The organism is Burkholderia sp. TSV86, from assembly GCF_001522865.1.
In the GTDB taxonomy this organism is placed as follows: domain Bacteria; phylum Pseudomonadota; class Gammaproteobacteria; order Burkholderiales; family Burkholderiaceae; genus Burkholderia.
Window position 1 is genome coordinate 12,858 of sequence record NZ_LOWB01000033.1, and the last position, 25,375, is coordinate 38,232.

22 protein-coding genes and 3 pseudogenes are annotated in these 25,375 nt (G+C 62.5%); 12 read left to right on the forward strand and 13 right to left on the reverse strand.

Annotated features, from left to right (window positions below; all coding sequences use genetic code 11):
- Positions 1-8 precede the first annotated feature (8 nt).
- The 8 genes and pseudogenes from WS68_RS05535 to WS68_RS05570 form a co-directional block, all read right to left on the reverse strand.
- Complete coding sequence (locus WS68_RS05535; RefSeq protein WP_059569844.1) at positions 9-1,109, reverse strand: DUF2827 domain-containing protein; 1,101 nt, start codon at positions 1,107-1,109, stop codon at positions 9-11.
- 28 nt (positions 1,110-1,137) lie between these two features.
- Positions 1,138-1,356, reverse strand: a complete 219-nt coding sequence (locus WS68_RS05540) for a hypothetical protein (RefSeq protein ID WP_059569845.1) — start codon at positions 1,354-1,356, stop codon at positions 1,138-1,140.
- Between the two features lie 19 nt (positions 1,357-1,375).
- Entirely contained in the window at positions 1,376-1,696 is a 321-nt protein-coding gene (locus WS68_RS05545) for a hypothetical protein (protein ID WP_059569925.1), read from the reverse strand.
- A 47-nt stretch (positions 1,697-1,743) separates the two neighbouring features.
- Positions 1,744-3,245: pseudogene (locus tag WS68_RS28720) on the reverse strand (YadA family autotransporter adhesin); the annotation flags it as partial.
- Positions 3,246-4,133: 888 nt separating this feature from the next.
- Positions 4,134-5,027 (reverse strand): annotated as a pseudogene (locus WS68_RS29525) (ESPR-type extended signal peptide-containing protein); the annotation flags it as partial.
- 566 nt (positions 5,028-5,593) lie between these two features.
- A complete protein-coding gene (locus WS68_RS05560; RefSeq protein ID WP_059569847.1) occupies positions 5,594-6,508 on the reverse strand; it encodes a hypothetical protein in 915 nt (304 codons plus the stop codon).
- A 136-nt stretch (positions 6,509-6,644) separates the two neighbouring features.
- Positions 6,645-6,857, reverse strand: a complete 213-nt coding sequence (locus WS68_RS05565) for a hypothetical protein (protein ID WP_059569927.1) — start codon at positions 6,855-6,857, stop codon at positions 6,645-6,647.
- Between the two features lie 281 nt (positions 6,858-7,138).
- On the reverse strand, positions 7,139-7,801 hold the full coding sequence (locus WS68_RS05570; protein ID WP_059569848.1) for an NADPH-dependent FMN reductase: 663 nt from the start codon (positions 7,799-7,801) through the stop codon (positions 7,139-7,141).
- Positions 7,802-8,350: 549 nt separating this feature from the next.
- Between WS68_RS05570 and WS68_RS27280 the strand changes: the two genes are divergently transcribed.
- The 3 genes and pseudogenes from WS68_RS27280 (at position 8,351) to choW (ending at position 10,687) form a co-directional block, all read left to right on the forward strand.
- On the forward strand, positions 8,351-8,593 hold the full coding sequence (locus tag WS68_RS27280) for a hypothetical protein (protein WP_156429350.1): 243 nt from the start codon (positions 8,351-8,353) through the stop codon (positions 8,591-8,593).
- Positions 8,509-9,798 (forward strand): annotated as a pseudogene (locus tag WS68_RS05575) (quaternary amine ABC transporter ATP-binding protein); the annotation flags it as partial. The gene WS68_RS27280 and the pseudogene WS68_RS05575, both read left to right, overlap by 85 nt.
- Complete coding sequence (gene choW / locus WS68_RS05580; protein ID WP_059569850.1) at positions 9,791-10,687, forward strand: choline ABC transporter permease subunit; 897 nt, start codon at positions 9,791-9,793, stop codon at positions 10,685-10,687. The pseudogene WS68_RS05575 and the gene choW, both read left to right, overlap by 8 nt.
- A 9-nt stretch (positions 10,688-10,696) precedes the next feature.
- On the opposite strand, the gene WS68_RS28735 is transcribed toward choW, so the two are convergent.
- Entirely contained in the window at positions 10,697-10,885 is a 189-nt protein-coding gene (locus tag WS68_RS28735) for a hypothetical protein (RefSeq protein ID WP_231752955.1), read from the reverse strand.
- On the opposite strand from WS68_RS28735, the gene WS68_RS05585 reads away from it, so the two are divergent.
- Both WS68_RS05585 and WS68_RS05590 read left to right on the forward strand, forming a co-directional pair.
- Entirely contained in the window at positions 10,827-11,792 is a 966-nt protein-coding gene (locus tag WS68_RS05585) for a GlxA family transcriptional regulator (protein ID WP_231752953.1), read from the forward strand. The two genes, WS68_RS28735 and WS68_RS05585, sit on opposite strands and share 59 nt — an antisense overlap.
- Positions 11,793-11,920: 128 nt before the next feature.
- Positions 11,921-12,871: a choline ABC transporter substrate-binding protein gene (locus WS68_RS05590; RefSeq protein WP_059569852.1), complete on the forward strand. Its 951-nt coding sequence runs from the start codon at positions 11,921-11,923 to the stop codon at positions 12,869-12,871.
- A 165-nt stretch (positions 12,872-13,036) separates the two neighbouring features.
- Here the strand turns inward: WS68_RS05590 and otnI are convergent, their stop codons facing one another.
- Entirely contained in the window at positions 13,037-13,813 is a 777-nt protein-coding gene (otnI, locus tag WS68_RS05595; protein WP_059569853.1) for a 2-oxo-tetronate isomerase, read from the reverse strand.
- Between the two features lie 319 nt (positions 13,814-14,132).
- Positions 14,133-15,224 (reverse strand): GlxA family transcriptional regulator, encoded by a 1,092-nt coding sequence (locus WS68_RS05600; RefSeq protein ID WP_059569854.1) that lies wholly within the window; start codon positions 15,222-15,224, stop codon positions 14,133-14,135.
- A 335-nt stretch (positions 15,225-15,559) separates the two neighbouring features.
- On the opposite strand from WS68_RS05600, the gene WS68_RS05605 reads away from it, so the two are divergent.
- The 6 genes from WS68_RS05605 to WS68_RS05630 are packed head-to-tail and all read left to right on the forward strand — an operon-like array spanning position 15,560 to position 22,632.
- A complete protein-coding gene (locus WS68_RS05605; RefSeq protein ID WP_059569855.1) occupies positions 15,560-16,945 on the forward strand; it encodes an L-serine ammonia-lyase in 1,386 nt (461 codons plus the stop codon).
- Positions 16,946-16,961: 16 nt separating this feature from the next.
- A complete protein-coding gene (locus tag WS68_RS05610; RefSeq protein ID WP_059569856.1) occupies positions 16,962-18,206 on the forward strand; it encodes a sarcosine oxidase subunit beta family protein in 1,245 nt (414 codons plus the stop codon).
- A 26-nt stretch (positions 18,207-18,232) separates the two neighbouring features.
- Entirely contained in the window at positions 18,233-18,538 is a 306-nt protein-coding gene (locus WS68_RS05615; protein WP_059569857.1) for a sarcosine oxidase subunit delta, read from the forward strand.
- On the forward strand, positions 18,535-21,546 hold the full coding sequence (locus tag WS68_RS05620; RefSeq protein WP_059569858.1) for a sarcosine oxidase subunit alpha family protein: 3,012 nt from the start codon (positions 18,535-18,537) through the stop codon (positions 21,544-21,546). The genes WS68_RS05615 and WS68_RS05620 overlap by 4 nt, the downstream gene beginning before the upstream one ends.
- Positions 21,536-22,174: a sarcosine oxidase subunit gamma gene (locus WS68_RS05625; protein ID WP_059569859.1), complete on the forward strand. Its 639-nt coding sequence runs from the start codon at positions 21,536-21,538 to the stop codon at positions 22,172-22,174. The genes WS68_RS05620 and WS68_RS05625 overlap by 11 nt, the downstream gene beginning before the upstream one ends.
- Positions 22,171-22,632, forward strand: coding sequence for a dihydroneopterin aldolase (locus WS68_RS05630; protein WP_059569860.1), 462 nt, complete (start codon positions 22,171-22,173; stop codon positions 22,630-22,632). Before WS68_RS05625 ends, WS68_RS05630 begins: the two co-directional genes overlap by 4 nt.
- Before the next feature lie 216 nt (positions 22,633-22,848).
- Here the strand turns inward: WS68_RS05630 and WS68_RS05635 are convergent, their stop codons facing one another.
- On the reverse strand, positions 22,849-23,313 hold the full coding sequence (locus tag WS68_RS05635; protein ID WP_059569861.1) for a DUF3761 domain-containing protein: 465 nt from the start codon (positions 23,311-23,313) through the stop codon (positions 22,849-22,851).
- A gap of 299 nt (positions 23,314-23,612) precedes the next feature.
- On the opposite strand from WS68_RS05635, the gene WS68_RS05640 reads away from it, so the two are divergent.
- Positions 23,613-23,873 (forward strand): hypothetical protein, encoded by a 261-nt coding sequence (locus WS68_RS05640; RefSeq protein WP_059520220.1) that lies wholly within the window; start codon positions 23,613-23,615, stop codon positions 23,871-23,873.
- Between the two features lie 452 nt (positions 23,874-24,325).
- Here WS68_RS05640 and WS68_RS05645 read toward each other — a convergent pair whose 3' ends face one another.
- The gene (locus WS68_RS05645) at positions 24,326-25,291 is read right to left on the reverse strand and encodes a LysR family transcriptional regulator (RefSeq protein WP_059569862.1); all 966 of its coding nucleotides are present in this window, start codon (positions 25,289-25,291) and stop codon (positions 24,326-24,328) included.
- Positions 25,292-25,375 lie beyond the last annotated feature (84 nt).

Sequence of the window (25,375 nt, forward strand, 5' to 3'; positions counted from 1 at the left end):
TCCGGGATTCAAGCTTTTGCAATCAGACGCATCACGAACGCATCGACATTGCACGGATTGTCGATCGCGACATCGCGCAGCAACGCGTTGGCGAGTGCGCGGCCGCCGGCCGCCGAGTCGAAATCCGGGTAATAGTAGCCGGCGCCGTTGAGCAGCGGCGAATTGTGGATTAGCGGATAACCGCCGTACAACACGTCGTAGTACAGATAATTCTGCGAATTTTCCCAATGATGAGACACGACGGCATCCGCATGCGACGACAGGAACAACGGCAGATCGATCCGCGGCTCGAACGTGGCTTTGTGATCGCGAACCAGGTCAAGCGCGTTCGCGAAATGCACGAAGCTCGGATGCGACTTCATATGCATGGCGTTGACGACGAACATGTGCTGGACCGCGTCCGGTTGCGCGCGGTAGAACTCCTCGCATGCGAGCATTGGATAATGGCAGCTTTTGACGACAGAGATGTTCGGTTCGAGGATCGCGAGCCGCCAAGGCCGCGGACCGGGACGATAGCCGTAGGTCAACCCTTCGGCCGCGAGTTGCGCGTTGCGGCGCTCGATGAAATACGAAGACCAGATGTGCGGCATCGTATGGACGGGAGCGCGCAATGAAGTGTGCAGCAGCGGTGCGCATGTCTTCTCCGATTTTTGCAGCACCCACACTTCATCGAAGCGTGCGCCGTTGAACACATGACCCGATGGCAGCCCGAAGAGCGGCGCCTCGCACAGCCCCGCATAAGTATGGCCGACAAAGAATGCGACAAGCTTCTTGCCGAGCGCGCGCATATGGTTGAGCCAGCCGACGTCGAGCTGCGCGCCCATCTCGATCACGACATCGAGTTCGTGCGTGACGTCACGCGGATTGGCAAGCGCGATATCGAGGCCGCCGAAATCGAGTCCATCGGGTAGCCTGCTCGCGTCGCCGCCATTCAGGAAGTACACCGGGCCGATCGCGTCCGATTGCTTGAGCAGCATCGCGAGAAACGCAATGTTTTGATGGATGCCGCTTTCCCAGATGGCCTGGCCGCCATGGGCAAACAGCGAGATGCCGACGGCCGGGCGTTTTTCGCGCCGTCCGGCGGACGATGAGGATGCTTGATCGATCACCGGCTATGTCCGTTTTCAGCATCGAACCTCATCGGTTGCCCAACGGGTCGATGCGCAGCTGATGAGTGAGCAACGCGGCCGGTGCGTTCGCGGTGCGCTCGAACGCGATCCGGAAGTCGGCCGGAATGCGGCTGGAGCGGGCTGGATACGCGATCCGGATCGCCGGGCCGAACGAATCGGCCTGCGGCAGATTGTGACATAGAAGCCCGCGCGCGATGCATCCGGCGATGTGCGTGCGGGTTTCCATGCCGGTCACGGGCTGGCGGTCATGAACCCGGCGCCGACGAGGCGAGCGGCGTCGCAACGCATTCGAACGTAAGGCTCAATGGTTCGTCATGCTGACCGTTATCGCGGTAAGCGGCGTCGGCTGCAATCGTGTTGACTTGGCGATCGCCGCAGACGCGCGCGGCGACATTCGTGCAGATTGCGTTTTCTCCGAACAAGCCGCCACAGGAGACGCGGTACGCGTCCGGATGGTCGGGCAGACGGGTCTGCGTGATCGAGTAAGTCGGCCAACTCGATGCGGTGCATCCTGCCGCCGCGAGCGCCGCGAACGTGAGCGTGGTCCAAGTGATCTTCATCGTCATGTTTTCTCCAAATTGGCGCGGCGACGCAATGCGCTCGCCGCTGCGCGTTACTTCCATTGATAAAGCATGCCCGCGCCAAGCACTTTCTGACTGCCGCTGAGACCGCCATTCAGCGACGCCTTCAGGTTCTCGGTGAGCCGCGCCTGTATGCCGAGCGCCATCGCCTTCTGGCCAAGGAACGTCGATGAGCCGACGCCCATCGCGAAATTCGAGTCGCGGTCCATATGCGGAATCGCCGCCATGGCCGCTACGGCCGCAATCCCTTGGCGTGCCATCGCATCGGTCTGCTGAAGCTGTTGCTGCTGTTGGTTGATCTGTGCGCCAAGAGTGTCGATCTGGGTCTGCTGATTCGACAGCGATTGCGACATCGATGCCGACAACGCATTCAACTGGTTCAGGTTCACCGCATCGGTGCCTTCGGTGCCCGGCGCGACGTTCGTGATTTGTCGTTGCTGCGTGGCGCTGCCGACCGACACCACGTTTGAGCGGCCCGCATCATTCGAATTCGCGCCGATCGCGACCGAGTTCGAGCCGGCGGTGACGGAGGGCGCGGCGGTGGACGGCGCGCTCATGTCGGCCGCGATGCCGGTGCTCGCGGGCAGCGAGTGGATCACGTTTTCCGTGATCGATGTTGATAGCGACGTGATCTGCGTATTGATGTTCGTTACGCTCGTCGATAGCGAGGCGACCGAGGTGTTGGTGTTCGACAGGCTGGTCGATAGTGAGCCGAGGCCGGTCGAGGCCGACGTGGACAGCGACGCAAGATTGCTGTTGGTCGTCGACAGCCCGGTGGACAGCGAGCCGATGCTCGTCGAAGTCGACGTGGACAGCGACGCGAGATTGCTATTGGTTGCCGACAGCCCGGTGGACAGCGAACCGACCGCGGTCGACGTTGACGTGGACAGCGACGCCAGGTTGCTGTTCGTTGTGTTCAGCCCTGTCGACAATGATACGACGGTGCTGTTGGTCGCATAGAGCTGGCTGCCGTTGATCGCGTCCGTGCTGACCTTCGCAATCCTGCCGGCCGCGACGTTCGTGATTTGCCGCTCGGCGCCCGGTGTGCCGACGCTGAACACGCCGACAGGGTTGCTGCCTGCAAAACCGCCGAACGTCAATCCCCCGATGGCCACCGACGGCACGGCGACGGCGGCCGACGTCGTCGCGCCATTGCCGATCGCGATCGAGTCGGCAATGTTAGCGATCGCGTTCGGACCGATCGCCACGCTGTTCGCGCCGGCCGCGATGCTGTCGGGCAGGGTCGAGTTCTCATGGAAGTACTTGATACCTTTTGCGTTGATGCTGTCGATCGCGTTGCCGACGCTGTGACTCACGCTCGTCGTGCCGTCGCTGTTGTACGTGACGTACGACGGCGCGGAAACCGCACGTTTGCCACGGAGTTCGCGCCAAGTGCGACCGAGTTATTGATGCTGGCCACCGCGCCGGTGCCGATGGCGATGGCGTTCACGCCGGTTGCGATGCTGTCCGTACCTGCCGAGTTGGCGTGAAAGTACTTGATGCCCTTTGCATTGATGTTGTCGAGTGCGTTGCCGACGCTGTGATTTGCGGTGGTCGTGCCATTGTCGTTGTACGTGACAAACGACGGCGCGGAGATCGTGCCCGTGGCAACGTTGTACACAGCGCCGCCGCCGAGAGCGGCGGCGGCGCTGTTGCCGAGGTTGCCGGCCGTTGACGCGACACTCGACAGTCCGGTGGACAACGAGCCGATGCCGATCGATGTGGAGGTCGAAAGAGACGCCATCGAGCTGTTTGCGGAGGCCAGGCCGGTGGAAAGCGAGTTGACCCCGCTCTGGGCGGCGTTGATTCCCGTCGAGGCCGAAGTTGATAACGATGTTAATAAATTCTTAGTTGTACTAAGCCCAGTGGACAGCGAAAAAACGTTGCCGTTGGCTGTAGAGAGTCCGCTGGAAAGCGATGCGATGTTGCTGTTGGCGGTGCCTAGGCCGGTGGAAAGCGAATTGACTCCGCTTTGAGCCGTATTGATTCCAGTCGAGGCCGAGATTGATAAAGATGTTAGTAAATTATTAGTTGTACTAAGTCCAGTGGATAGCGAAAAAACGTTGCCATGGACCGTCGATAGCCCGCTGGAAAGCGAAGCGATATTGCTGCTGGCCGCGCCGAGGCCGGTGGAAAGGGAGTTGACGCTGGCCTGAGCCGTACCGATTCCGGTTGACGCGGAAGTCGACAGACTTGCAATGTTGGCTGCGGTCGTCTTCATGCCGGTGCTCAATTGCGCGACCGTCGCTGCGTCTTGCGGAGCGGCGCCGTCGGCGACGTTTGTGATGCGGCGCAGGTTCGTCGCACTGCCAACCGATACTTCGGACAGCGGCGCGGCCGTTGCGGTCAGGTAGCCGGAAAGAGTGGGCGCTTGGGGGCCAGTCGTGCTGCCTTGGCCGATCGCTACGCTGTTCGCGTATAAAGCGGTGCTTGAAGGGCCGATTGCTGTCGCGCCTGCCGCATTCGCATTCGCTTGGGTGCCGATCGCGGTTGCGCTTGCGCCGTTCGCGGTGGTTCGATTGCCCAGCGCGAGCGCATTCGCGCTGTTCGCCGCCACCGTTGCGCTATTGCCCATTGCAACGCCATTCGTGCTTGTCGCGCCGACCGTCGCACCGAGCCCGATCGCTACGCCCGATTGTGCCGCAGCGCTGGATTGTCCTCCGAGCGCAATCGCATCTTGCGCGGTCGCTTGTGCTCCTTTCGTTGCATTGCTGCCGATAGCAATCGATCCCGCACCGGAGGCGAGCGTTGAGTTTGCCGCTGACAGCGCAGTCGTGCCGTTGCCGCCGGCACCACCGATCGCGACGGAGTTCAGCGCGCTTGCGATGCTGCCGAAGCCGACCGCGGTTGCCGCAGTGCCGCTCGCATTCGCTTCGAGACCGGCCGCAGTTCCCCATAGGGCCGCCGAGCTGAGAAAGCCGGTGGCGGTGCCGCCGTTGCCCGTTACCTGCGCGAATACGCCATAGACGGTTGCCGCGAGCTGGTTGTTGCCGCTCGAATTGCAGCCGCTGATGGTCGAATACGTACCCGAGCCGTCGACAGGATAGGCATTCGTGTTGCCCGTAACCGTCCGGCCGACGGTCGCTGTGCCACTACCGGACGTGCAGGTCGCGTGCGTGAGTTCTCCGGTGGACGAGATTTCGTTGGGAATATAGACGTCGGCGCTCGCAAGCGATGGTACTCCGGCCAGCAGTGCCACGATCGTCGTGACGATGACGGGAGATTTGTTCGGTTTGCCGCGCGCCGAATCAAGTTCCGATGTGGCAACCCATGCGCCGAGCGCTTCGTTCCAAATGGAGCGGTATGAGCGATTCATGCTGAAGTTCCCCTAAAACGAGTGCGCAACACGTCTGTCTCTTGCCTGCGTCGATCTCGTGTTGACGCGTTGTGATCAGGGAGCGAATTCTAGTATTGATAATTTCGAAGAATGAAAAAGAAGTGGTTGTCAGAATGTTAAAAAATGTTATTCCGGGATGGGGCGATAAGAATCATAATTTTTATTGTTTTTTGTAGTTCTATGTTTTGATTGGAATTTCTTCTGCTTGGTTAGCTGAATGATTGAGTTTTTATGTTCGCTTCTGGTGTTGTTTCAAACACACTGAAAATTTCAGATTCAATAAATTCGTAAGGTTGATGGTCATTTTCATACAAATACTTCTTCTATTCGTATGATTTTATTGAGATGAATGCAGGGCAGTATTTGATTTATTTTTTTGTGTCGTTGTTAATTAATTTTTGAAATCGTCGGGCGGTGATGGTGGGGGCTGGATGATTATTGAAAATTAATAAGACGGACGTCTATTTATATCCGGGATAATCGGTATTGCGAATGATATGAAAAAGGCGCGACCGGTTCTGAGCTGGAGGCGCGCCGGTAGAGAATTACTGGCGTAATAAACGCAGCGCTAACCGCGCGAGCCGGGGGACGGCTGTCGGGCGCAGCAGCCGTTTGTCGTAACCGGCCATCCGCCGTTCGTTCTCGATGAGGCAAAGCTCGATCAGTTCGCGGGGATTCAGCGCGTCGCCGACGGTGGCTGCGGTATTGGCCGGAAAATTCGCGTCGCGGGCGACGCCGTCGGCGTCGATGCCGCGCGCGATGCCGATTCGTTCCCAGATCAGGAACGCCCACACCGTCGCGACCCGCGCGAAGAACCACGGCCGGCGCCACCACGGCAGGTTGCGCCAATACCAGCCGAACCAGTTCACGAAGAACAGGATGTGGCGGCCTTCTTCCTGGATCACGGGTTCGAAGGTTTCGACGAGCGCTTGTGGAAAGTAGCCCGAACGTTGCGCGGAGAGGAACAGCCCGAATGCGAAGAAGCTGTCGATGCATTCGCTGAATCCGGTGACCATCCACGCCCACTCGGCGTCTTTGGGCACCGGATAGTCCGGCTCGGGCGCGAGCTTGATTCCGTAAGCCTCGACGAGCTTCGACAGCACGACCTTGTGCCGGGCTTCCTCGGCGCCGTCCATCTCAAGCGCTTCGCGCAGCAGCGGGTCGCTTACCACCGTCGATGCGAAGGTCGCTACCCGGATCGACGCGCGGCCTTCGGTTTGCACGGCGATGTCCCAGATCGGCAGCGACGTGAGTTTCGCCAGCGAATCGGCGTCAAGCGGCGGCCAATCGATGACGGCTGGCTTATACGGGTTATGAGTGTCGAGCAGCATACGGCAGAACATCTGCTTATGCATATCGGAGCCGATTCGCACTGGGCCGCGGCTTGGATGGACCCAGTTTCGCATTGCGTGATCTGCTGCTTGTTCCGCCGTTTGCTCTTGCGGCAGCGTGTCGGACATGGCCAGGTTGGTAAACGTGATGTAAGGAGTAGGTGATTGTTACATAGCTCCGGAAATCACGTATTTTGCCAGCCGATGTACGTGCGCGATGTGGCGCGCGAGGCAGCCGTTTTACCGGGCGCCGCCGGCGTCTTGCTCAACAGTGCGAGTCGACCCAGAGGCGTCCCCAGCGGAACGCATAGGCGAGTGCATGCTCTTCGTCGAAGAAGAAATCGATGGCGTCGAACGAATAGGCCCGGGCGGGGGCGCCTGCCTTTTCGATGGTGAGGTTCGCGGCGAACAGGCCGTTCGGCAGTCGCGCCGCAGCGGGCGCGACCTCATAGCCCTTGTAGCGGATCGAGCGATTCATGGCATACGCGAGAGTTGAGAGCGAGCTTGCAGCGTAAGCAATCGGCACACGACGGTGAACCAATCTTTATAGGTAAGCAAATCACGTGGCGGGATCGAATGTCATGAAGATGGCTCTCGATCCGATAGACACTTGGTGCGTATCCCGGGGCGGGGCGACACGCGCGGGTGCGATTTGCCGATCCGCTCGCGGACGCGGCGGATACGGCAGACCGGACCAGGCGGACCTGATCAGCGCCCAACGATGAGGGGAGCGTGGCGGCGCGCGCGAGCGCAGCGCGTTCAACTGACGGTGGCTTCGAGCACTGCCGCGAGCGCATCGTCTCCCGTGGCGCGGGCGGCCGCACGGCGCAACGCGAACGCGAGTGCGAACTCGGCAGCTTGCGCGCCGACAGTTTCGAGCTGCGAAGCCACCTTGGGATCGGAGCAGTTATCGGCGGTTTCGAAGCGGGTTTCGAGCGTGTTGACCGTCGCGCCGAATGGTGTCGGCCAGCCGCGCAGTGCGTGGACGATCGAGCGCAGTGACGTCAGCACGGTGCCCGCGGCCCGCCAGCCGTATGCGGTGACGATGCAGCCCACCGCGCGGCCGTCCAGGTAAGGACGCTCGTCGGCGCGCAATTCCTCGAGCGTGTCGAGCGCGTTTTTCACGAGCCCGGACACGCCGCCGTGATAGCCGGGCGTTGCGATGATTACCGCGTCGGCGGTGCGGATAGCGTCGATCAACTCGCGCTGGCTGTTGGTCAGTTCGCGCCGCTCCGGCGCGTAATGGGGCAGCGTATGCAGGAACGGGCCATCGAACAATCGTGTTCGGGCGCCGGTTGCTTGCGCGCCGCGCAGCGCGAAGCCGAGCGCGCGCTCGGTCGATGATGCGGCTCGGGTGGTGCCGCCGATGCCGACGATGAACGGCCGACGATGCGGGTCGAATGCAGTCAAAGTGCGCTCCATGTAGGTGCGGCGCCTGATCAAAAGTAGGCTGGATACAGCATATTAATGACGTAATCGATGCTGGAGAAACGACTTTTCATTCTATCGATATGCTAATTGAGGATGGGAGCGGTGCCGCGCACCGTGAATTGGATAGCAGAAATGCTTGGTTGGGGGGCACGCAGCGGATCGATATGATCGCACCTGTCTCCTCCATGAGATTTCTCTAACATGGGTTGGCCCCGCCGGTGGGAATGTCGGCGGGGCTTTTTTTGTGCGTTGGCGATTCGACGTTGGCAATTCGATATTCGCAATGCGGAATCGGCCATCGATTTGGACAACCGAATGTCGCATGAGCGTTTTCGATTGGATTTCGATTCACATGCGAGATGCTTTCGGCGCGCACGTTGCCGCATCGGGCCAAGCCGCTCGCCACGCGAGCGCGCAATTGCGGTTGCGAGGCAGCCAGTATGCAACTGCCGCGCGGCAGACATGGCTTTGCTTTGCCGAATGACCGGAGCAGCATGAGCGACGAGTCTCGTGTCGGCCGGCCACGGCCGAGTGTGCGGTATGGCTGATGAAGATCAAACAAAGTTTGACGACGCGCGCTTTACGCGACGTGCCGGCCGCCGTGCTGCCGCCGAGGCGGCGCGTTTTTTCTTGTCAGCTTTTTGCCGCGGTGCGCAAAAGCCGCATGTCCGACGCCGGCCGCACTTGACCGGCGCCGCCGCGCGTGTCGTATTTGCGCAAGCGTTTGTCGTAATTCGTCGGCTGGACAGGGTTTTTTCTGGCAACCATGTAGGCACGCTCTGATGGCTTGATTTCCGCTACACCAGGAGACGGTTGCAATGGATGCCCCGAAGGTCGTGGTCGAAGGTCTGTGCAAAGTATTTGGAAATAATCCGCGGCAGGCGCTCGACATGCTTGCCGCGGGCGCGACGAAAGATGAAGTGTTCGCGCGCACGGGCCAGGTGGTCGGTGTGCATGACGTCTCATTCGATGTGCGGGAAGGCGAGATTTTCGTGCTGATGGGCTTGTCGGGTTCCGGCAAATCGACGCTGATCCGGCTCGTTAACCGGCTCGTCGAGCCCAGCGCCGGCAAGGTGTTGATCGACGGCCGCGACGTCGCCGCCGTGCCGCGCGCCGAGTTGATCGCGCTGCGCCGCAAAGACATGAGCATGGTGTTTCAGTCGTTCGCGCTGATGCCGCAGCGCACGGTGCTGTCGAATGCCGCGTTTGGTCTCGAGGTTGCCGGGATGCGCCGCAAGGAGCGCGAGCAGCGCGCGATGACGGTGCTCGAGCAGGTCGGGCTCGCGCAATTCGCGCACAAGCTGCCCGCGGAACTGTCGGGCGGTATGCAGCAGCGTGTCGGGCTCGCGCGGGCGCTTGCAGTCAATCCGTCGCTGATGATCATGGACGAAGCGTTTTCCGCACTCGATCCGCTCAAGCGCAAGGAAATGCAGAACGTGCTGCTGCAGCTTCAAAAGGAGCAGCGCCGCACGATCATGTTCGTGTCGCACGATCTCGAGGAGGCGCTGCGTATCGGTAGCCGGATCGCGATCATGGAGGGCGGCCGGCTCGTGCAGCTCGGCACGCCGCAGGAAATCATCGCGCATCCGGCCGACGAGTACGTGCGCGCGTTCTTCGAAGGCATCGACACGAGCCGCTATCTGACGGCGGGCGACCTGATGCTGACGGGCGCGGTGCCTGTCGTCTCGAGACTCGATGCGGCGACCGTTGCCGCGACGCTGAACGGCAGTGCCGAATACGCATTCGTGCTCGACGAAACGCGCAAGCTGCGCGGCTGCGTGACGCGCGATGCGCTCGGCAGCGCGAAGCTCAGCGTGAACCAGATCGAGAGCATTCCGCGCGATGCGTCGCTCGAGCATGTGATCGAGCGGGTGGTCGCGCACCCACACGCGCTGCCCGTCGTCGACGACGACGGCTGCTATTGCGGCTCGGTCGACCGGACCGTGTTGCTGAAGGCCATTACGCGCTCGCGAGGTTCCCATGTCTGAACGCATTCCGCTCGGTAGCTGGGTAGATCAGTCGGTTCACTATCTGCTCGACCACGACGCCAAGACGTTCGATTCGATCGGCCGCGCAATCGAAGGGCTCGCCGCGTTTGTCGAGCACACGCTGCAGGTGGTGCCGATGTGGGCAATGATCGCCGGCTTCGTCGGCGTCGGGCTATGGCGTGTCGGCTGGCGTTTCGCACTGTTCACCGCGTTGTCGCTCGGCCTCATCGTCGGCACGGGCTTTTGGGATCAGACGGTCGTCACGCTCGGGCTCACGTTGTCGTCGACGATCATCAGTCTCGTGCTCGGCATTCCGCTCGGAATCTGGGCGGCAAAGAACAAATGGGTCGCGGCGCTCGTGCGCCCGATTCTCGATTTGATGCAGACGATGCCCGCATTCGTCTATCTGATTCCGGCTGCCATGCTGTTCGGTTTGGGCCGCGTGCCCGGCATCTTGTCGACGGTGATCTTCGCAATGCCGCCCGCCGTGCGTCTAACGAGCCTCGGCATTCGCCATGTGAACCGCGAGATCGTCGAAGCGGGGCAGGCGTTCGGCTGCACGCCGTGGCAACTTCTCTACAAGGTGCAGTTTCCGAATGCGCTGCCGTCGATCATGCAGGGCGTGAACCAGACGATCATGATGGCGTTGTCGATGGTGATCATCGCATCGATGGTCGGCGCGGGTGGCCTCGGTAACGACGTGCTCGCGAGCATTCAGCGTTTGGACATCGGCCTGGGTTTCGAAAGCGGCTTGTCCGTCGTGCTGCTGGCGATCATTCTCGACCGTATCACCGAAAGCTTCGGCCGCGCACCGGGCACCGCGAAAGCCCCGTTGTTCTCCGGCCTCAGGCAATTGTTCGGCACGCGCTCGCCGATTGCGCAAGCCTGACGTTTTTCGTCATTCCGAGTGTCGAAAACCGGCTGGCTCAGGCAGGTGTGCGGTCGCCTGAGCCAGCCGGCCGCAGGCAACCAGATTGCTGGAGAACGATGTGATGCCCGCCCCCGCCGTTGCCGCATTTGATGCCTGTATCGATCCGCTTGCTTCGGTCAGGAATTTTGGATTCCTGACGTTGAATAATTTTTCCATGATCGCGTTTACGAGCGCGGTCGAAGTGTTGCGGATGGCGAATTATGTTGCGCGCGCCCAGCACTACCGCTGGTCGGTGCTTACGCTCGATGGCACGCCGGCGCATGCAAGCAACGGCATTGCGGTGCGTCCGACGCAACCGCTCGACATTGAAACGCCGCCCGATGCGCTGATTGTTTGCGGCGGCATTGGGGTTCGCGAGGTGGTCACCTCCGCGACGTGCGAGGCGCTTGTCGCGCTTGCCGGGCGCGGCGTGCCGTTGGGCGGTTTTTGCACGGGCGCGTATGCGTTGATGGCAAGCGGCTTGCTCGACGGCTACCGGTGTTCGGTGCATTGGGAGAATCTGTCGGCGCTGCACACGCAGTTTCCGCAAGTGAGCTTTGCCGACGAGCTGTTCGTCGTCGATCGCGACCGGTTGACCTGCACGGGCGGCACCGCGCCGCTCGATCTGATGCTCAATCTTGTCGGCGCGCAGCTCGGGCAGCGGCTCGCCGCGCAGGTTTCCGAGCAGTTCGTCCTCGAGCGGATTCGCGGCGCGACCGATGCTCAGCCGATTCCAGTCGATGCGCGCGTGGGTTTTTCCCGCGCGGAACTGATCGAGGTCGTGCGACTGATGGAGTCGAACATCGAGGAGCCGCTGTCGCTGGATGAACTGGCGCGGCTCGTGCAACTATCGCAACGGCATCTGCAGCGCATGTTCAAGGTGTATTTGAATGTGTCGCCGACGCATTACTACCTGACGCTGCGCTTGAAGCGCGCCCGTGATCTTTTGCGCACCACCGACGCATCGATCGCGCGCGTGACGGCGATTTGCGGTTTTCATTCGCCATGCCATTTCAGCAAGGCGTATCGCGCGCAGTTCGGCCATGCGCCGAGCCACGAGCGCCGTGCGCTGGCGGCGGGCTGAGCCGGATGCGGGCTGATGCGCGGGCAGGCTCTGCCTTGCCGATGTGCGATAGGCGGCGCGATGCGCGATCCTCGCATTGGCGAAGCACGAATTTCATGTGGAAGACGTCGTAGTCGAGGAGAACGGGAATGAAACGACAATGGATCGCGGCGGCTTGCGGGCTCGCCATTTCGGTTGCACCGTTCGCGAGCGCGCGAGCGGGAGAGCCGCTGGCCTGCAAGACAGTGCGCTTTGCGGACGTCGGCTGGAGCGACATCGCCGCGACGACAGGGCTTGCTTCGACGATGCTCGCGGGCCTTGGCTACACGCCGACTAAGACGATCGCGTCAGTGCCGATCACGTTCGCGGGCATCAAGAGCAAGCAGATCGATGTGTTTCTCGGCTACTGGTCGCCGACGATGGACCCGATCATTGCGCCGTTTACGAAGGCGGGCACGATCAAGGTGCTGCCGACTCCGAACCTGACGGGAGCGAAATACACGCTCGCGGTACCGGATTATGTCTATCAAGGCGGCCTGAAGTCGTTTGCCGATATTCAGAAATTCTCGGACAAGCTCGGGGGACGCATCTACGGCATCGAGCCCGGCAACGACGGCAATATGCTGATCAAGAAGATGATCGACGGCAACCAGTTCGGGCTCGGCAAATTCAAGCTGGTCGAATCGAGCGAAGCGGGGATGCTCGTCGAAGTGAACCGCGCGATTCGAGACAAGCAATGGATTGTGTTTCTCGGCTGGGAACCGCATCCGATGAACGTGCAAATGAAGATCGATTATCTGAGTGGCGGCGATGACGTGTTCGGCCCGAACTACGGTGAGGCGAAGGTGTTGACGGCGATGCCGCCCGATTACGCATCGCGTTGCCCGAACGTCGCGAAATTCGTATCGAACCTGCAATTCTCGACGTCGATCGAGAATCACGTGATGGTGCCGATCATGAACAAGGAGGAGCCGAACAAGGCGGCGGGCGAGTGGCTGAAGGCGAATCCGCAAATACTCGACAAATGGCTGGCCGGCGTGACGACGTTCGACGGCAAACCGGCGGTGCCGGCCGTCAAGCACCATCTCGGTATGCAGTGAATCGCAGTGCCGTGCGCTTGCGCTGCGCGCACGGCGTTTTCCGTCCGCTTGCGGCGCGCATGCCGGTGGATGCTGCTCGACAAAGCCGCCGGCACCGCCGCTGAAACCCTCATTGCCGCCGGCGTAACCTTCATTGCGACAGGCGCTGCTGGCCGAAATCCGGCGTCACAGATATGGCCTGAGCCAGCCCAGACCTTCCGACGTGCCGGCTCGCGGCCGGTACTCGCAGCCGATCCAGCCGTCGTAGCCGAGCGCGTCGATCAGCGCGAACAGGTACGGATAATGGATCTCGCCGATGTCGGGCTCGTGCCGCTCCGGCACGCCGGCAATCTGAATGTGGCCGATGGCCGCGATGTCGCGTTTGAGTGCCGTCGCCAGATCGCCTTCGACGATCTGGCAGTGATAGCAATCGAATTGCACTTCGAGATTCGGAGCACCGATCTCGCGGCGGATCGCTTGCGCTTCTTCCTGACGGGTCAGGAAATAGCCGGGTATGTCGCGCGGATTGATGGGCTCGATCAGGATCGCCATGCGCTCGGCGCGCGCTGCTTCGGCCGCATAGGCGAGGTTGCGCAGATAGGTGTCGCGGTGGCGTGCGCGGTCGTGCGTCGGCGCGATCGAGCCGGCCATCACATGAACTTTATCGTTGCCGATCGCGCGGGCGTAGGCGAGTGCCGTGTCGATCGAGCGCTTGAATTCGTCTTCGCGGCCCGGCAGCGACGCGATCCCGCGTTCGCCCGCGGCCCAGTTGCCGGCAGGCGCGTTGAAGAGCGCTTGAGTCAGGCCGTTCGCGTCGAGCCGGGCTTTGAGCTCGGCGGCAGGGAAGTCATAGGGAAACAGGTATTCGACTGCCCGGAAGCCGTCGCGCGCGGCGGCGGCGAAGCGTTCGACGAACGCGTGCTCGTGGTACATCATCGTCAGATTGGCGGCAAAGCGTGGCATGGCGATGTGATGAGGTTTAGATGTTTAGATGTCGATTGGACGATGCGCCGTGCGTCATACGCCATGTGGCGCGCAACGCGTGGGCGCGCGTAACGATCGGCGATCTGCCGGCGGCGCGCTCGATACGACGGCGCGCCGACGCCGGTTCCTGTATCAAACTCCAGTATGGCGGCGTCGCAGAGGCTAACTCGATCGCGGGGTTTTTTTCAGGCCATTTTATCTGGCAGACAATTATTCGGCATGAATGGAAATGAACGCCGGCGCTCCGGCGGGGTAATGACAATGGGCCGAGCGCTATCGTTTATTGCCGGACGTCCAGCTATTGAGCGAGCGCGCAGGGGGGCGCGCTGGCGTCGTGCGCGGCGTGGGCCGCTGCGCCCCCGTCGCCGGTAAGGGCAACGCCTTTGTCCCGGTAAGCCGCGGGCGGTTCGCCGAACTGCTTGCGGAATTCCCGTCCGAGGTGAGACGCGTCGGAGAATCCGCAACTCGACGCGATGTCGGCGACGGTGCGGTCCGAACTCGTCAGTAGCCACGCGGCGGTGCGCAGCCGCACCTGCTTGGCGAACGCCTGCGGGGTCTTGCCCGTTTCCGCCTTGAATAGCCGCTCGAGCTGCCGTGTCGACAGGTCGAGCTTGCATGCCAGTTCGTCGAGCGGCAGCGCACGGCCGACATGTTGCTCCATCAGCAGGATCGCGCGCTTGATTTTCGGATGCGTTGCGGGCGCGAGGCCGGGCGGGTGTGGTTGCGGCGCGTTGCCTTTCTGCATCTCGCCGACGAGCAGGATACGGAGTGCTTTTTGTACGGTCGCATGATCGAAGTGGCGCAGCAGGATCGCGGCGGCGACGTCGATTGACGCGCGCCCACCCGAGCAAGTGATGCGCCGCCGGTCGATGACGAACAGCCTGTCGGCGATCAGGAGATCCGGATCGATGTCCGGGAAGCGCTCGACGAAATCCCAATAATGGAACCAACTCACGCAGACCCTGTGTCCGTCGAGCACGCCCGCCCGCATCAGCGCGAACGCACCGGTGCAAATGCCCACGAGATGCGCGCCGCGTTGTGCGGCGCGGTGGATGAATTGCAGGACCGGCTGGCCCGCCTGCGGCCCGGAGTGCAGCAGCCCGCCCACGACGACGACGTAGTCGAACGCGCCCGCGTCGTCGAACGTTTGCCATGGCGTCACCTGGATCCCGCAGCTCGCGCGCACGGGCGCGAGCGTGTCGCCGATCACCGTCCATGAACAGCGCACCGGCTTGCTGTGGTCGCCGTCGTCGGCCGACAGGCGCAGCATGTCGACGAAGCCGGAGAACGCGGTCAACGTGAAATTTGGCAGCAGCACGATGCCGAAGCGCAGACGCGGCTTGGCGTCGGGCGTGGCGGCTAGGGGCGGGGCGGATGCGTCGGCGGTCATCGTGGCAGTCTTGGGCTGAATCGTTTAGCTGATACGGCAGTGTGGCACAGCGCTGCGGGCGCACCGGCTGCGCATGGTTCGCGGCGGGCCGGTGTATGGGCCAGGACGCGGAGCGTACCGGGGACCATATCGCGAGCGTCGCCGATCGGCTCGGGCGGGACTTGTGTTTTTTCGCCGCGAATCATCGCCGAAACGCATCGCCCGGCCGGCGGGCGCGGCGCTTGGCGGCGGCGTCCCACGCCGATGCCGTTTTTGTTCTATCGGCCAATTCTACGCTTTGGTGTACTGACACCCAACGTCAATTTCACAGTGCATTGTCACGCAAGGATGGCCGGATGAATGTCAGCGTCTTCGATCTGTTCAAGATCGGCATCGGTCCGTCGAGTTCGCACACGGTCGGCCCGATGATCGCCGCATGCCGTTTCGCGTCGCATGTCGAGGATGCGAACCTGCTTGCGTTCGTGCGGCGTGTGCGGGTGGATCTGTATGGCTCGCTCGGCGCGACCGGCAAGGGGCATGGCACCGACAAGGCAGTACTGCTCGGTCTCGAAGGGCATTTGCCCGACCGGATCGATCCCGATCTGATCGGGCCGCGCCTTGCCGAGATCCGCTCCCGGAAGTCGCTCGCGCTGCTTGGCAAGTATCCGGTGCGCTTTGACGAGAAGGACGATCTCGGGTTCTATCGCAAGCTGATGACGGGTTCGGGCGTTGTGCATCCGAATGGGATGCGGTTTCAGGCGTTCGACGAGCAAGGGCAGCTTCTCGTCGAGAAAGAGTATTACTCGGTGGGCGGCGGTTTCGTCGTCAATCGCGACGGCGATCGCGTCAACGGGGCGTGCGCGGGAGCGGACGTGCCGTATCCGTTTCGCACGGGCGACGATCTGATGCGCGCGTGCCGCGACAGCGGGCTGTCGATCGCGGCGCTGACGTTTCGCAACGAATGCGCGCTGCGGCCACCCGAAGAGGTGCGCGCGGGCCTCATCGCGATCTGGCGGGCGATGGCTGCGTGCGTCGAACGCGGCTGCAAGACGAGCGGCGAGCTGCCGGGGCCGATGCGTGTGAAGCGTCGCGCGGCCGAGCTGCATGCGCGGTTGCGTGAGCGATCGGAGGAATCGCTGCGCGATCCGCTGTCGATGCTCGATTGGGTCAATCTGTATGCGATGGCCGTCAACGAGGAAAACGCGGCGGGCGGCCGGGTGGTCACCGCGCCGACCAACGGCGCGGCGGGCGTGATTCCAGCCGTGCTGCATTACTACGTGAAGTTCGTGCCCGGTTCGAACGAGCAGGGCATCGTCGATTTTCTGTTGACGGCCGCCGCAATCGGAATCATCTACAAGGAAACCGCATCGATCTCGGGCGCGGAAGTCGGCTGCCAGGGCGAGGTCGGCGTCGCGTGCTCGATGGCCGCCGCCGCGCTTGCCGCGGTAATGGGCGGCACGCCGGGCCAGGTCGAGAACGCGGCCGAGATCGGCATGGAGCACAACCTCGGAATGACTTGCGATCCCGTGGGCGGTCTCGTGCAGATTCCGTGCATCGAGCGCAACGCGATGGGTGCGATCAAGGCGCTGAACGCGTCGCGGATCGCGCTGAAAGGGGACGGTCAGCACTACGTATCGCTCGATTCGGTGATCAAGACGATGCGCGAGACGGGCGCCGACATGAAGACGAAATACAAGGAGACGTCGCGCGGCGGGCTTGCCGTGAACGTCATCGAATGCTAACGAAGAGTCGATCCATATGAGCCGCTACTCGATATTCAGCCTGTTTCGCAACGGCCTGTCGTACCACGAGAACTGGGAGCGCCAATGGCAGAGCCCCGAACCCAGGCGCGAATACGACGTCGTGATCGTCGGCGGCGGCGGGCACGGGCTCGCGACCGCATATTACCTCGCCAAGGAGCACGGCGTGACCAACGTCGCGGTGCTCGAGAAGGGCTGGATCGGCGGTGGCAATACCGCGCGCAACACGACGATCGTCCGCTCGAATTATCTGTGGGACGAATCGGCTGCGCTGTACGAAAAGGCGATGAAGCTGTGGGAAGGGCTCGCGCAGGATCTGAACTACAACGTGATGTTCAGTCAGCGCGGCGTGATGAATCTCGCGCACACGCTGCAGGACGTGCGCGACACGCAGCGCCGCGTGAATGCGAACCGGCTCAACGGCGTCGATGCGGAGTTCCTGACGCCCGAGCAGATCAAGGCGATTGAGCCGACGATCAATCTGAACAGCCGCTATCCGGTGCTCGGCGCGTCGATCCAGCGGCGCGGCGGCGTCGCGCGGCATGACGCGCTTGCATGGGGCTTCGCGCGCGGGGCCGATCGCGCGGGCGTCGACATCATTCAGAACTGTCAGGTGACGGGCATTCGCCGCCAAGGCGGGGCGGTCACGGGTGTCGATACCGTGAAGGGCTTTATCAAGGCGAAAAAGGTCGCGGTGGTCGCGGCCGGCAATACAACGACGCTCGCCGACATGGCCGGCGTGCGCCTGCCGCTCGAAAGCCATCCGTTGCAGGCGCTCGTGTCGGAGCCGATCAAGCCGGTCGTCAATACGGTCGTGATGTCGAACGCGGTGCACGCGTATATCAGCCAGTCCGATAAGGGCGATTTGGTGATAGGCGCGGGGATCGACCAGTACACGGGCTTTGGCCAGCGCGGCAGCTTCCAGATTATCGAAGGCACGCTGCAGGCGATCGTCGAGATGTTCCCGGTATTTTCGCGTGTGCGGATGAACCGGCAGTGGGGCGGCATCGTCGACGTGTCGCCGGATGCATGTCCGATCATCAGCAAGACCGACGTGAAGGGGCTGTACTTCAACTGCGGCTGGGGCACCGGCGGCTTCAAGGCCACGCCGGGCTCGGGCTGGGTGTTCGCTCATACGATCGCGCGTGACGAGCCGCACCCGTTGAACGCGCCGTTTACGCTTGAGCGTTTCTACACCGGCCACCTGATCGACGAGCACGGCGCGGCCGCCGTTGCGCACTGAGCATCGCACGCCCCGAGGAGAACTGAATGTTATTGATCGAATGTCCGTGGTGCGGCCCGCGCGCCGAATCCGAATTCACGTGCGGCGGTGAGGCTGACATCGCGCGTCCGCTCGATACCGACGAACTGTCGGATCGCGAATGGGGCGATTACCTATTCATGCGCAAGAATCCTCGCGGCACGCATCGCGAACAATGGTTGCACACGCACGGCTGCCGGCGCTGGTTCATCGCGCAGCGCGACACCGTCAGCTATACATTTCAGGGATACGAAACGTTCGACAAGCCAATCGACAGGCCGGCCTCGAGCGCAACGGAGGAAGCGCGCAAATGAGCCAGAAAGACCGACTCGGCATGGGTGGGCGCATCAATCGCGCGCAGCCGCTCACGTTCACGTTCAACGGCCGCACTTATCAAGGTTATCAGGGTGACACGCTAGCCTCGGCATTGCTTGCCAACGGCGTGCATTTCGTCGCGCGCAGCTTCAAATACCACCGGCCGCGCGGGATCGTGACGGCGGGCGTCGACGAGCCGAACGCGCTCGTGCAGCTCGAGAGCGGTGCCTACACGGTGCCGAACGCGCGCGCGACCGAAGTCGATCTGTATCAAGGGTTGGTTGCGACGAGCGTGAATGCACGGCCGTCGCTCGAACATGACCGGATGGCCGTGATGCAGAAGTTTTCACGCTTTTTGCCGGCGGGTTTCTATTACAAGACGTTCATGTGGCCGCGTAAGTGGTGGCCGAAGTATGAAGAAAAAATTCGCGATGCGGCGGGCCTCGGCCGCGCACCCGATGTGCGCGACGCGGACCGCTACGATAAGCGTTATGCATATTGCGACGTGCTCGTCGTGGGCGGCGGTCCAGCTGGTTTGGCGGCCGCGCAAGCGGCGGCAGCCAGCGGTGCGCGCGTGATCGTCGTTGACGATCAGCGCGAACTCGGCGGCAGCCTCCTTTCGGGCCGTGCGCAGATCGACGGTAAGCCGGCGCTTCAGTGGGTCGAGAAGACCGAAGCCGAACTCGCGAAGCAGCCGGACGTGACGATTCTCACGCGCAGCACCGCGTTCGGGTATCAGGATCATAATCTGGTCACCGTGGCGCAACGGCTGACCGATCATCTGCCGGTATCGGTGCGTAAGGGTACGCGCGAGCTGCTGTGGAAAATCCGTGCCAAGCGCGTGATTTTGGCCACAGGCGCGCACGAACGGCCCCTCGTGTTCGGCAACAACGATTTGCCCGGCGTGATGACCGCCTCGGCGGTGTCGACATATATTCACCGCTACGGCGTGCTGCCGGGACGTGTCGCGGTAGTCGCGACCAACAATGATCGCGGCTATCAATGCGCGCTTGATTTGAAAGCGTGCGGCGCGCAGGTGACGGTCGTCGATGCGCGCGCGTCCACGCGCGGCGAGCTGGCGGCTGTCGCCAAGCGCAATGGCGTGACCGTGATGAGCGGCGCGGTCGTGATGGCGGCGCAAGGTAAGCTGCGCGTCGCATCGGTTGACGTCGCGTCGTATACGAACGGCAAAATGGGCGCCAGGCTTGCGACGCTCATGTGCGATCTCGTCGCGATGTCGGGCGGCTTCAGCCCGGTGCTGCATCTGTTCGCGCAATCGGGCGGCAAAGCGCATTGGAACGACGACAAGGCGTGCTTCGTGCCGGGCAAGCCGGTGCAGGCGGAGACGAGCGTCGGTGCGGCGGCAGGCGAATTCGAGCTGTCGCGCGCGTTGCGGCTCGCGCTCGACGCCGGCGTCGATGCGGCAAGGGCGGCGGGCTTTGTCGATGCCGAACGTCCCGCGGTGCCGCATGTCGTCGAAACGGTCGACGACGCGATATTGCCGGTATGGCTCGCGAGCGGCATCGACGCTGCGGTGCGCGGCCCGAAGCAGTTCGTCGACTTCCAGAACGACGTCGGCGCGGCCGACATTTTGCTCGCCGCGCGCGAGGGCTTCGAATCGGTCGAGCATGTGAAGCGCTATACGGCGATGGGCTTCGGCACGGATCAGGGCAAGCTAGGCAATATCAACGGAATGGCGATTCTCGCGCACGCGCTCGGCAAGACGATCGCCGAGACTGGCACGACGACGTTCCGTCCGAACTACACGCCGGTGTCGTTCGGTGCGTTCGCGGGGCGCGAACTCGGCGATTTGCTCGATCCGGTCCGCAAGACCTGCATGCATGAATGGCACGCCGGGCACGGCGCGCTGTTCGAGGACGTCGGTAATTGGAAGCGGCCGTGGTACTACCCGAAACCTGGTGAGGATCTGCATGCGGCGGTGGCGCGCGAGTGTCTCGCGGTGCGCAACGGTGTGGGCATGCTCGATGCGTCGACGCTCGGCAAGATCGATATTCAGGGCCCGGATGCGGTGAAGCTGCTGAACTGGGTCTATACGAATCCGTGGAACAAGCTCGAAATCGGCAAATGCCGTTATGGGCTGATGCTCGACGAGAACGGCATGGTGTTCGACGACGGTGTGACCGTGCGTCTTGGCGAACAGCATTTCATGATGACGACGACGACGGGCGGCGCGGCGCGCGTGCTCACGTGGCTCGAGCGCTGGCTGCAGACCGAATGGCCCGATATGAAGGTCCGGCTCGCGTCGGTGACCGACCATTGGGCGACGTTCGCGGTCGTCGGCCCGAAGAGCCGGCAGGTCGTGCGCAAGGTATGCGAAGACATCGATTTCGCGAACGACGCGTTCCCGTTCATGAGTTTTCGCGAAGGCACCGTCGCCGGCGTGCGCGCGCGGGTGATGCGCATCAGCTTTTCGGGCGAGCTTGCGTATGAGATCAACGTGCCGGCGAATGCCGGGCGCGTGGTGTGGGAGGCGCTGATGGCCGCCGGCGCCGAATTCGACATCACGCCATACGGCACCGAGACGATGCATGTTTTGCGCGCGGAGAAGGGCTACATCATCGTCGGGCAGGATACCGACGGTTCGGTCACGCCGCATGATCTCGGCATGGGCGGGCTCGTCGCGAAATCGAAGGATTTCCTTGGCCGGCGTTCGCTGACGCGCGCCGATACCGCGAAGGCGGACCGCAAGCAATTCGTTGGACTGCTGAGCGACGATCCGCAGCACGTGCTGCCGGAAGGCGGCCAGATCACGGAGGCCGACGCGGCGGCGCGCGCGGACGGCACCTGCGCGATGCTCGGCCACGTGACGTCGAGCTATTACAGTCCGATTCTGAAGCGCTCGATCGCGCTTGCCGTGATCAAGGGCGGGTTGGATCGAATCGGCGACAAGGTGGCGATCTCGGATGCAAGTGGCAGGCGCGCGAGCGCAACGATCGCAAGCCCGGTTTTCTATGACACGCAAGGGGTGCGCCAGCATGTGGAATGAGACAAGAAACGAAGCACCGGCGCGCGCGCAGGCGCCGGGCGGCATAGCGCTCGAATCGCCACTCGTGGGCGCCGGTGATGTATTGAAGACGTTTCAGGCGCGCGAGTCGAAGAAATTCCAGTTTCGCGAGCGTGCGTTTCTCGATCTCGTGAACGTGCGAGGCGAGCCGGATGATGCGGCTTTCGTTCGCGCATTCGAGCAAACAGTGGGTTGCCTGCCGCCCGTTAAGCCGAACACGGTCGCCCGCGCCGCCGAATACGACGTGCTATGGCTCGGCCCCGACGAGTGGCTGGTGCGCTCGAACGGACCGGTCGCCCTCGGCCAGCTCGAAGCGAAGCTTGCGCCGGCGCTCAACGGCATCTATGCGGCGGCGGTGGACGTCGGCAGCGGCTACACGGTGGTCGAAGCGAGCGGCGAGCGTGTGCGCGACGTGCTCGCACGCGGTTGTCCGCTCGATCTGCATCCGCGCGTGTTCGGCGTAGGGCAATGCGCGCAGAGCCACTACTTCAAGGCGTCGATCGTGCTCGTCCCGACCGGCGACGCGACATTCGAGATCGTGGTGCGCCGCAGCTTTGCCGATTATTTCTGCCGCATCATGCTCGACGCGGCCGAGCCGTTGATCGGATGAAACCGGTCGAATCGCCGTTTGCGGCATGCGGGCCGATGATGCAGAACAGCCGAGGCTGGAGCGTATTCGTCGACGGGCTGAGCGTAGCGGCGCGCATCGGTATCTATGCGCATGAGCATGCAGCGCCGCAGCCCGTCGTGATCGATGCGCGGCTCGCTTACCGATGCGAGCCGTCCGAGGCGGAAAACGACGGCTGGATCGATTACGACGCGTATTGCGCGCGGATCACGTCATTTCTCGCGCACAAGCCGCATACGCGGCTGCTCGAGACGCTCGCGGTCGAAATCGCGGCGCTCTCGTTCGATGCTTGGCCCGCGCTCGACGCATTGATTCTCGCGTTGCACAAACCGAAGATCAGACCGGGCACGCAGCGCATCGGCATCGAACTCAGTTGGACGCGCGCCGATTACGCGGCGTGGCGTGCAGGCGCTGACCGTGCGTCGAGCGCGATACGTTGATGCGCGTCGCGCTTGATTCGCTTGGCTATCGACAGCCGTGCGCGCGGCAAGATGAAAATTTGTTCGCGGGCGCATCGATCGCGCAAGCGGAATTCATCGCGTGATTCGATAAAACGGCCAAAGCCGGCATGCGATACCGCGATGCCTGCGATATGCCGCTCGGGCGCAGCGGCGGCCGGCGCGCCTCACAACGTAAACCGCGCCGGCGTGGCCGCGTTACGAGCAGGCCTTGCCGTGCGATGCGTGGTAGCCCTTCGCCTTCGCATCTGCTTCCGACATGTACGAGCCTTGCTTGGTCTTGCCGTAGTACTTGTCGCCCTGGCAGTGGTAGACCTTGGTGCCGGTGTTGACCCACACTTGGCCGGGTGCGCCCGCGGCCGCCGTGCTCTTTGCCGTGCTCTTCGTCGCGGCGCTCGTGTCCGATGCCGGAGCCGATGCGGCAGCGGCCGGCGCCGTCGAGGCGGACGTGCCGCTCGCGGCCGTTTCCGCCGATGCGCCGTACCAGGTCTTCACACCCTTATGGCCCGCGCACGCGCCTTTTTTCGATGCGCCGGAGTAGTACGAGCCGTCCTTGCAGAGACCGGTCGTGCCGGCGGGCGCATTCGCGGGGACTTGCGCGAAGCTGCTGATCGAGATGCACAAGCCGGCGGCGAGCGCCGAGAGGATTGCGGTCTTTTTCATTTCGACTCCTGACTGTATGGGATTGGCGCACATTCACTTGCGTGATACGTGCGTGCGCGCTTTCCGAAGCGGGCGCAGCCCTGACGCGATTCAGTGCGCCAGTACCGTCAATAACTCTCGTTGCAGTCGATTGGTTGACGCCCGCGGCGTAGAGAATCGTGCATTAATGCAACGAGCCGTGACAATCTGTAACCCGGCGGCAGGCATCGCCGCGCGGTGCGCTAGCCGCCGCTGCGATCGTGCGATACTCGCGGACCGGCCGCGCCGCGGCCTGCTATGACATATCGACGGGAGTTGCCGTGTTTGCAAGTTTTGAGCCGACCGCCACCGGTTTTGTCGCGGAAATCGACGGATGCCGTTGCAGCATCGAAGGCGCGCCGTCGCCAATCGCCGATCGTATCGACTGGCGCTGGACGATTGCACAACCGGAGGCCGACAACCTTGACGGTGCCGATCCTTACAAATATGAAGTGCTCGCGACCGGCGAAACCGTGACGCCGCTGCAAGCCGAGCAGCAGATCGTCGCATGGCTGGAAGCACATCCGCCAGAGGCGGCGTAATCGTCGAGGAAACGCAGCGCGAGGTGGCTTGATGCTACGTTTTGGCGCTTGCGCTTCGGTGCATTGGCGTTGGCGTTTTTATGTTTTCGCGCTGCTGCGCGCGCTCATCTGTGCTGACGGGCACCGCCAGTTCATGAAATTCTCTTGTCGATTCCATTGAAATTACGGGTGTCCGACGTTCATATGCAAGGTCTCTTCTTGCCTGCCGTCGAAGGTGGCCGAGGAACTTCGCCCGGTAGACATCCGGCGTGGCTGGATGTCTACCGGGCCGATGACGGACGCCAGATAAGCGTTTGACGGCGAGCGCGCATGGCGCGGTGCGTGTATGTCCCCCCGCAATAATTGCCCCGGAATTGCAACGCATAAAAAGATCATTCCTGCCTCAATCGGATCAGAATGATGCGATTCGGCTCAAGTAGGAACGACCTAAGCGGGGGCCGTTATTGGTGCCGTCAATGCGCCCGGTTTGCCGCGCTGCCTGGCATTGCCGCGTGCGCTGCTTCCAAACACGCCTGAAACAGCAGCGCTGCCCTCGATGGCTGCGGTGAGCGCCGTAACAAGCTCACGAACCGGCATGCGTAACGAAACCGCTGCGGCGCGACAGGCCGCATCCGTCCCTTCGCCTCGAAGCTCTCCGCGTAATGATCCGGCAGAAAGCCGAGATAGCGGCCGGATAAAATCAGCGTCGCGATCGACTCCTGGTCGGACGCCGTCGCGCTGCGCGTGAGTTTTGCCCGATGGCTGACATCCATGTTCGGCGAATGGTAGCCAAGCCCGGCAAACGCGTAGTTGCGCACTTGGCGCCAGGTCAGCTTGCCGTGCGGCGCGTCGAACAGCGGGTGGCCCGTGCCGCAATAGAGCAGCATCCGTTCGTTGAACAGATCCGTGTAGACCAGGCTGCCCGAGCTGCGATGCGCGGGAATGATGCCGATTTGATAACTGCCATCGATGACCCCGCGCTCGACCTCGTTGATCGATGCGACATGCAGATTCAGTGCAACGCCGGGCGCCTGATCGTGAAAGCGGCCGATCGCGTCAGGCAGCCGCGACAGCGGATTCGTCGCGGTCTTGTCGAATATCGCGACGTGCAGCTCGCCGCCCATCCGATCGTGGATGCCGTCGATCCGGCTTTTGAACGCCTCGACCGACGCGAGCAGCCGCAGCGTTTCCTCGTAGACGGTCTGGCCCTCCGGCGTCAATGTGAAACCCGCACGCCCGCGCCGGCACAGCACGAGCCCGACGCGCGTTTCGAGATCCTTCACGTGCCGGCTGATCGTCGAAATGCCGATGTTCAACTCCAGCTCGGCCGCCGCCATCCCGCCGCATTGGACAACACTCCTGAACACGCGCAACAAGCGCAGATCCATATCGGTGAGCTGGCCGAGCAGCGCACGGCTCTTCGGTTTTTTTGCTTGCATGAATGCTCAAGTAAACATTGATATTGCGATATTTAAAAGACTATTTGTCGACTCGACAATGCGCAATATCTTTCTCAACCGCCG

Coding starts and splice junctions, on each gene's coding strand:
- WS68_RS05540 (WP_059569845.1), bottom strand. CDS start 1,356: ATGGAAACCCGCACGCACATCGCCGGATGCATCGCGCGCGGGCTTCTA.
- WS68_RS05545 (WP_059569925.1), bottom strand. CDS start 1,696: ATGACGATGAAGATCACTTGGACCACGCTCACGTTCGCGGCGCTCGCG.
- WS68_RS05560 (WP_059569847.1), bottom strand. CDS start 6,508: ATGTCCGACACGCTGCCGCAAGAGCAAACGGCGGAACAAGCAGCAGAT.
- WS68_RS05565 (WP_059569927.1), bottom strand. CDS start 6,857: ATGAATCGCTCGATCCGCTACAAGGGCTATGAGGTCGCGCCCGCTGCG.
- WS68_RS05570 (WP_059569848.1), bottom strand. CDS start 7,801: ATGGAGCGCACTTTGACTGCATTCGACCCGCATCGTCGGCCGTTCATC.
- WS68_RS27280 (WP_156429350.1), top strand. CDS start 8,351: ATGGCTGATGAAGATCAAACAAAGTTTGACGACGCGCGCTTTACGCGA.
- choW (WP_059569850.1), top strand. CDS start 9,791: ATGTCTGAACGCATTCCGCTCGGTAGCTGGGTAGATCAGTCGGTTCAC.
- WS68_RS28735 (WP_231752955.1), bottom strand. CDS start 10,885: ATGGAAAAATTATTCAACGTCAGGAATCCAAAATTCCTGACCGAAGCA.
- WS68_RS05590 (WP_059569852.1), top strand. CDS start 11,921: ATGAAACGACAATGGATCGCGGCGGCTTGCGGGCTCGCCATTTCGGTT.
- otnI (WP_059569853.1), bottom strand. CDS start 13,813: ATGCCACGCTTTGCCGCCAATCTGACGATGATGTACCACGAGCACGCG.
- WS68_RS05600 (WP_059569854.1), bottom strand. CDS start 15,224: ATGACCGCCGACGCATCCGCCCCGCCCCTAGCCGCCACGCCCGACGCC.
- WS68_RS05605 (WP_059569855.1), top strand. CDS start 15,560: ATGAATGTCAGCGTCTTCGATCTGTTCAAGATCGGCATCGGTCCGTCG.
- WS68_RS05610 (WP_059569856.1), top strand. CDS start 16,962: ATGAGCCGCTACTCGATATTCAGCCTGTTTCGCAACGGCCTGTCGTAC.
- WS68_RS05615 (WP_059569857.1), top strand. CDS start 18,233: ATGTTATTGATCGAATGTCCGTGGTGCGGCCCGCGCGCCGAATCCGAA.
- WS68_RS05620 (WP_059569858.1), top strand. CDS start 18,535: ATGAGCCAGAAAGACCGACTCGGCATGGGTGGGCGCATCAATCGCGCG.
- WS68_RS05625 (WP_059569859.1), top strand. CDS start 21,536: ATGTGGAATGAGACAAGAAACGAAGCACCGGCGCGCGCGCAGGCGCCG.
- WS68_RS05630 (WP_059569860.1), top strand. CDS start 22,171: ATGAAACCGGTCGAATCGCCGTTTGCGGCATGCGGGCCGATGATGCAG.
- WS68_RS05635 (WP_059569861.1), bottom strand. CDS start 23,313: ATGAAAAAGACCGCAATCCTCTCGGCGCTCGCCGCCGGCTTGTGCATC.
- WS68_RS05645 (WP_059569862.1), bottom strand. CDS start 25,291: ATGCAAGCAAAAAAACCGAAGAGCCGTGCGCTGCTCGGCCAGCTCACC.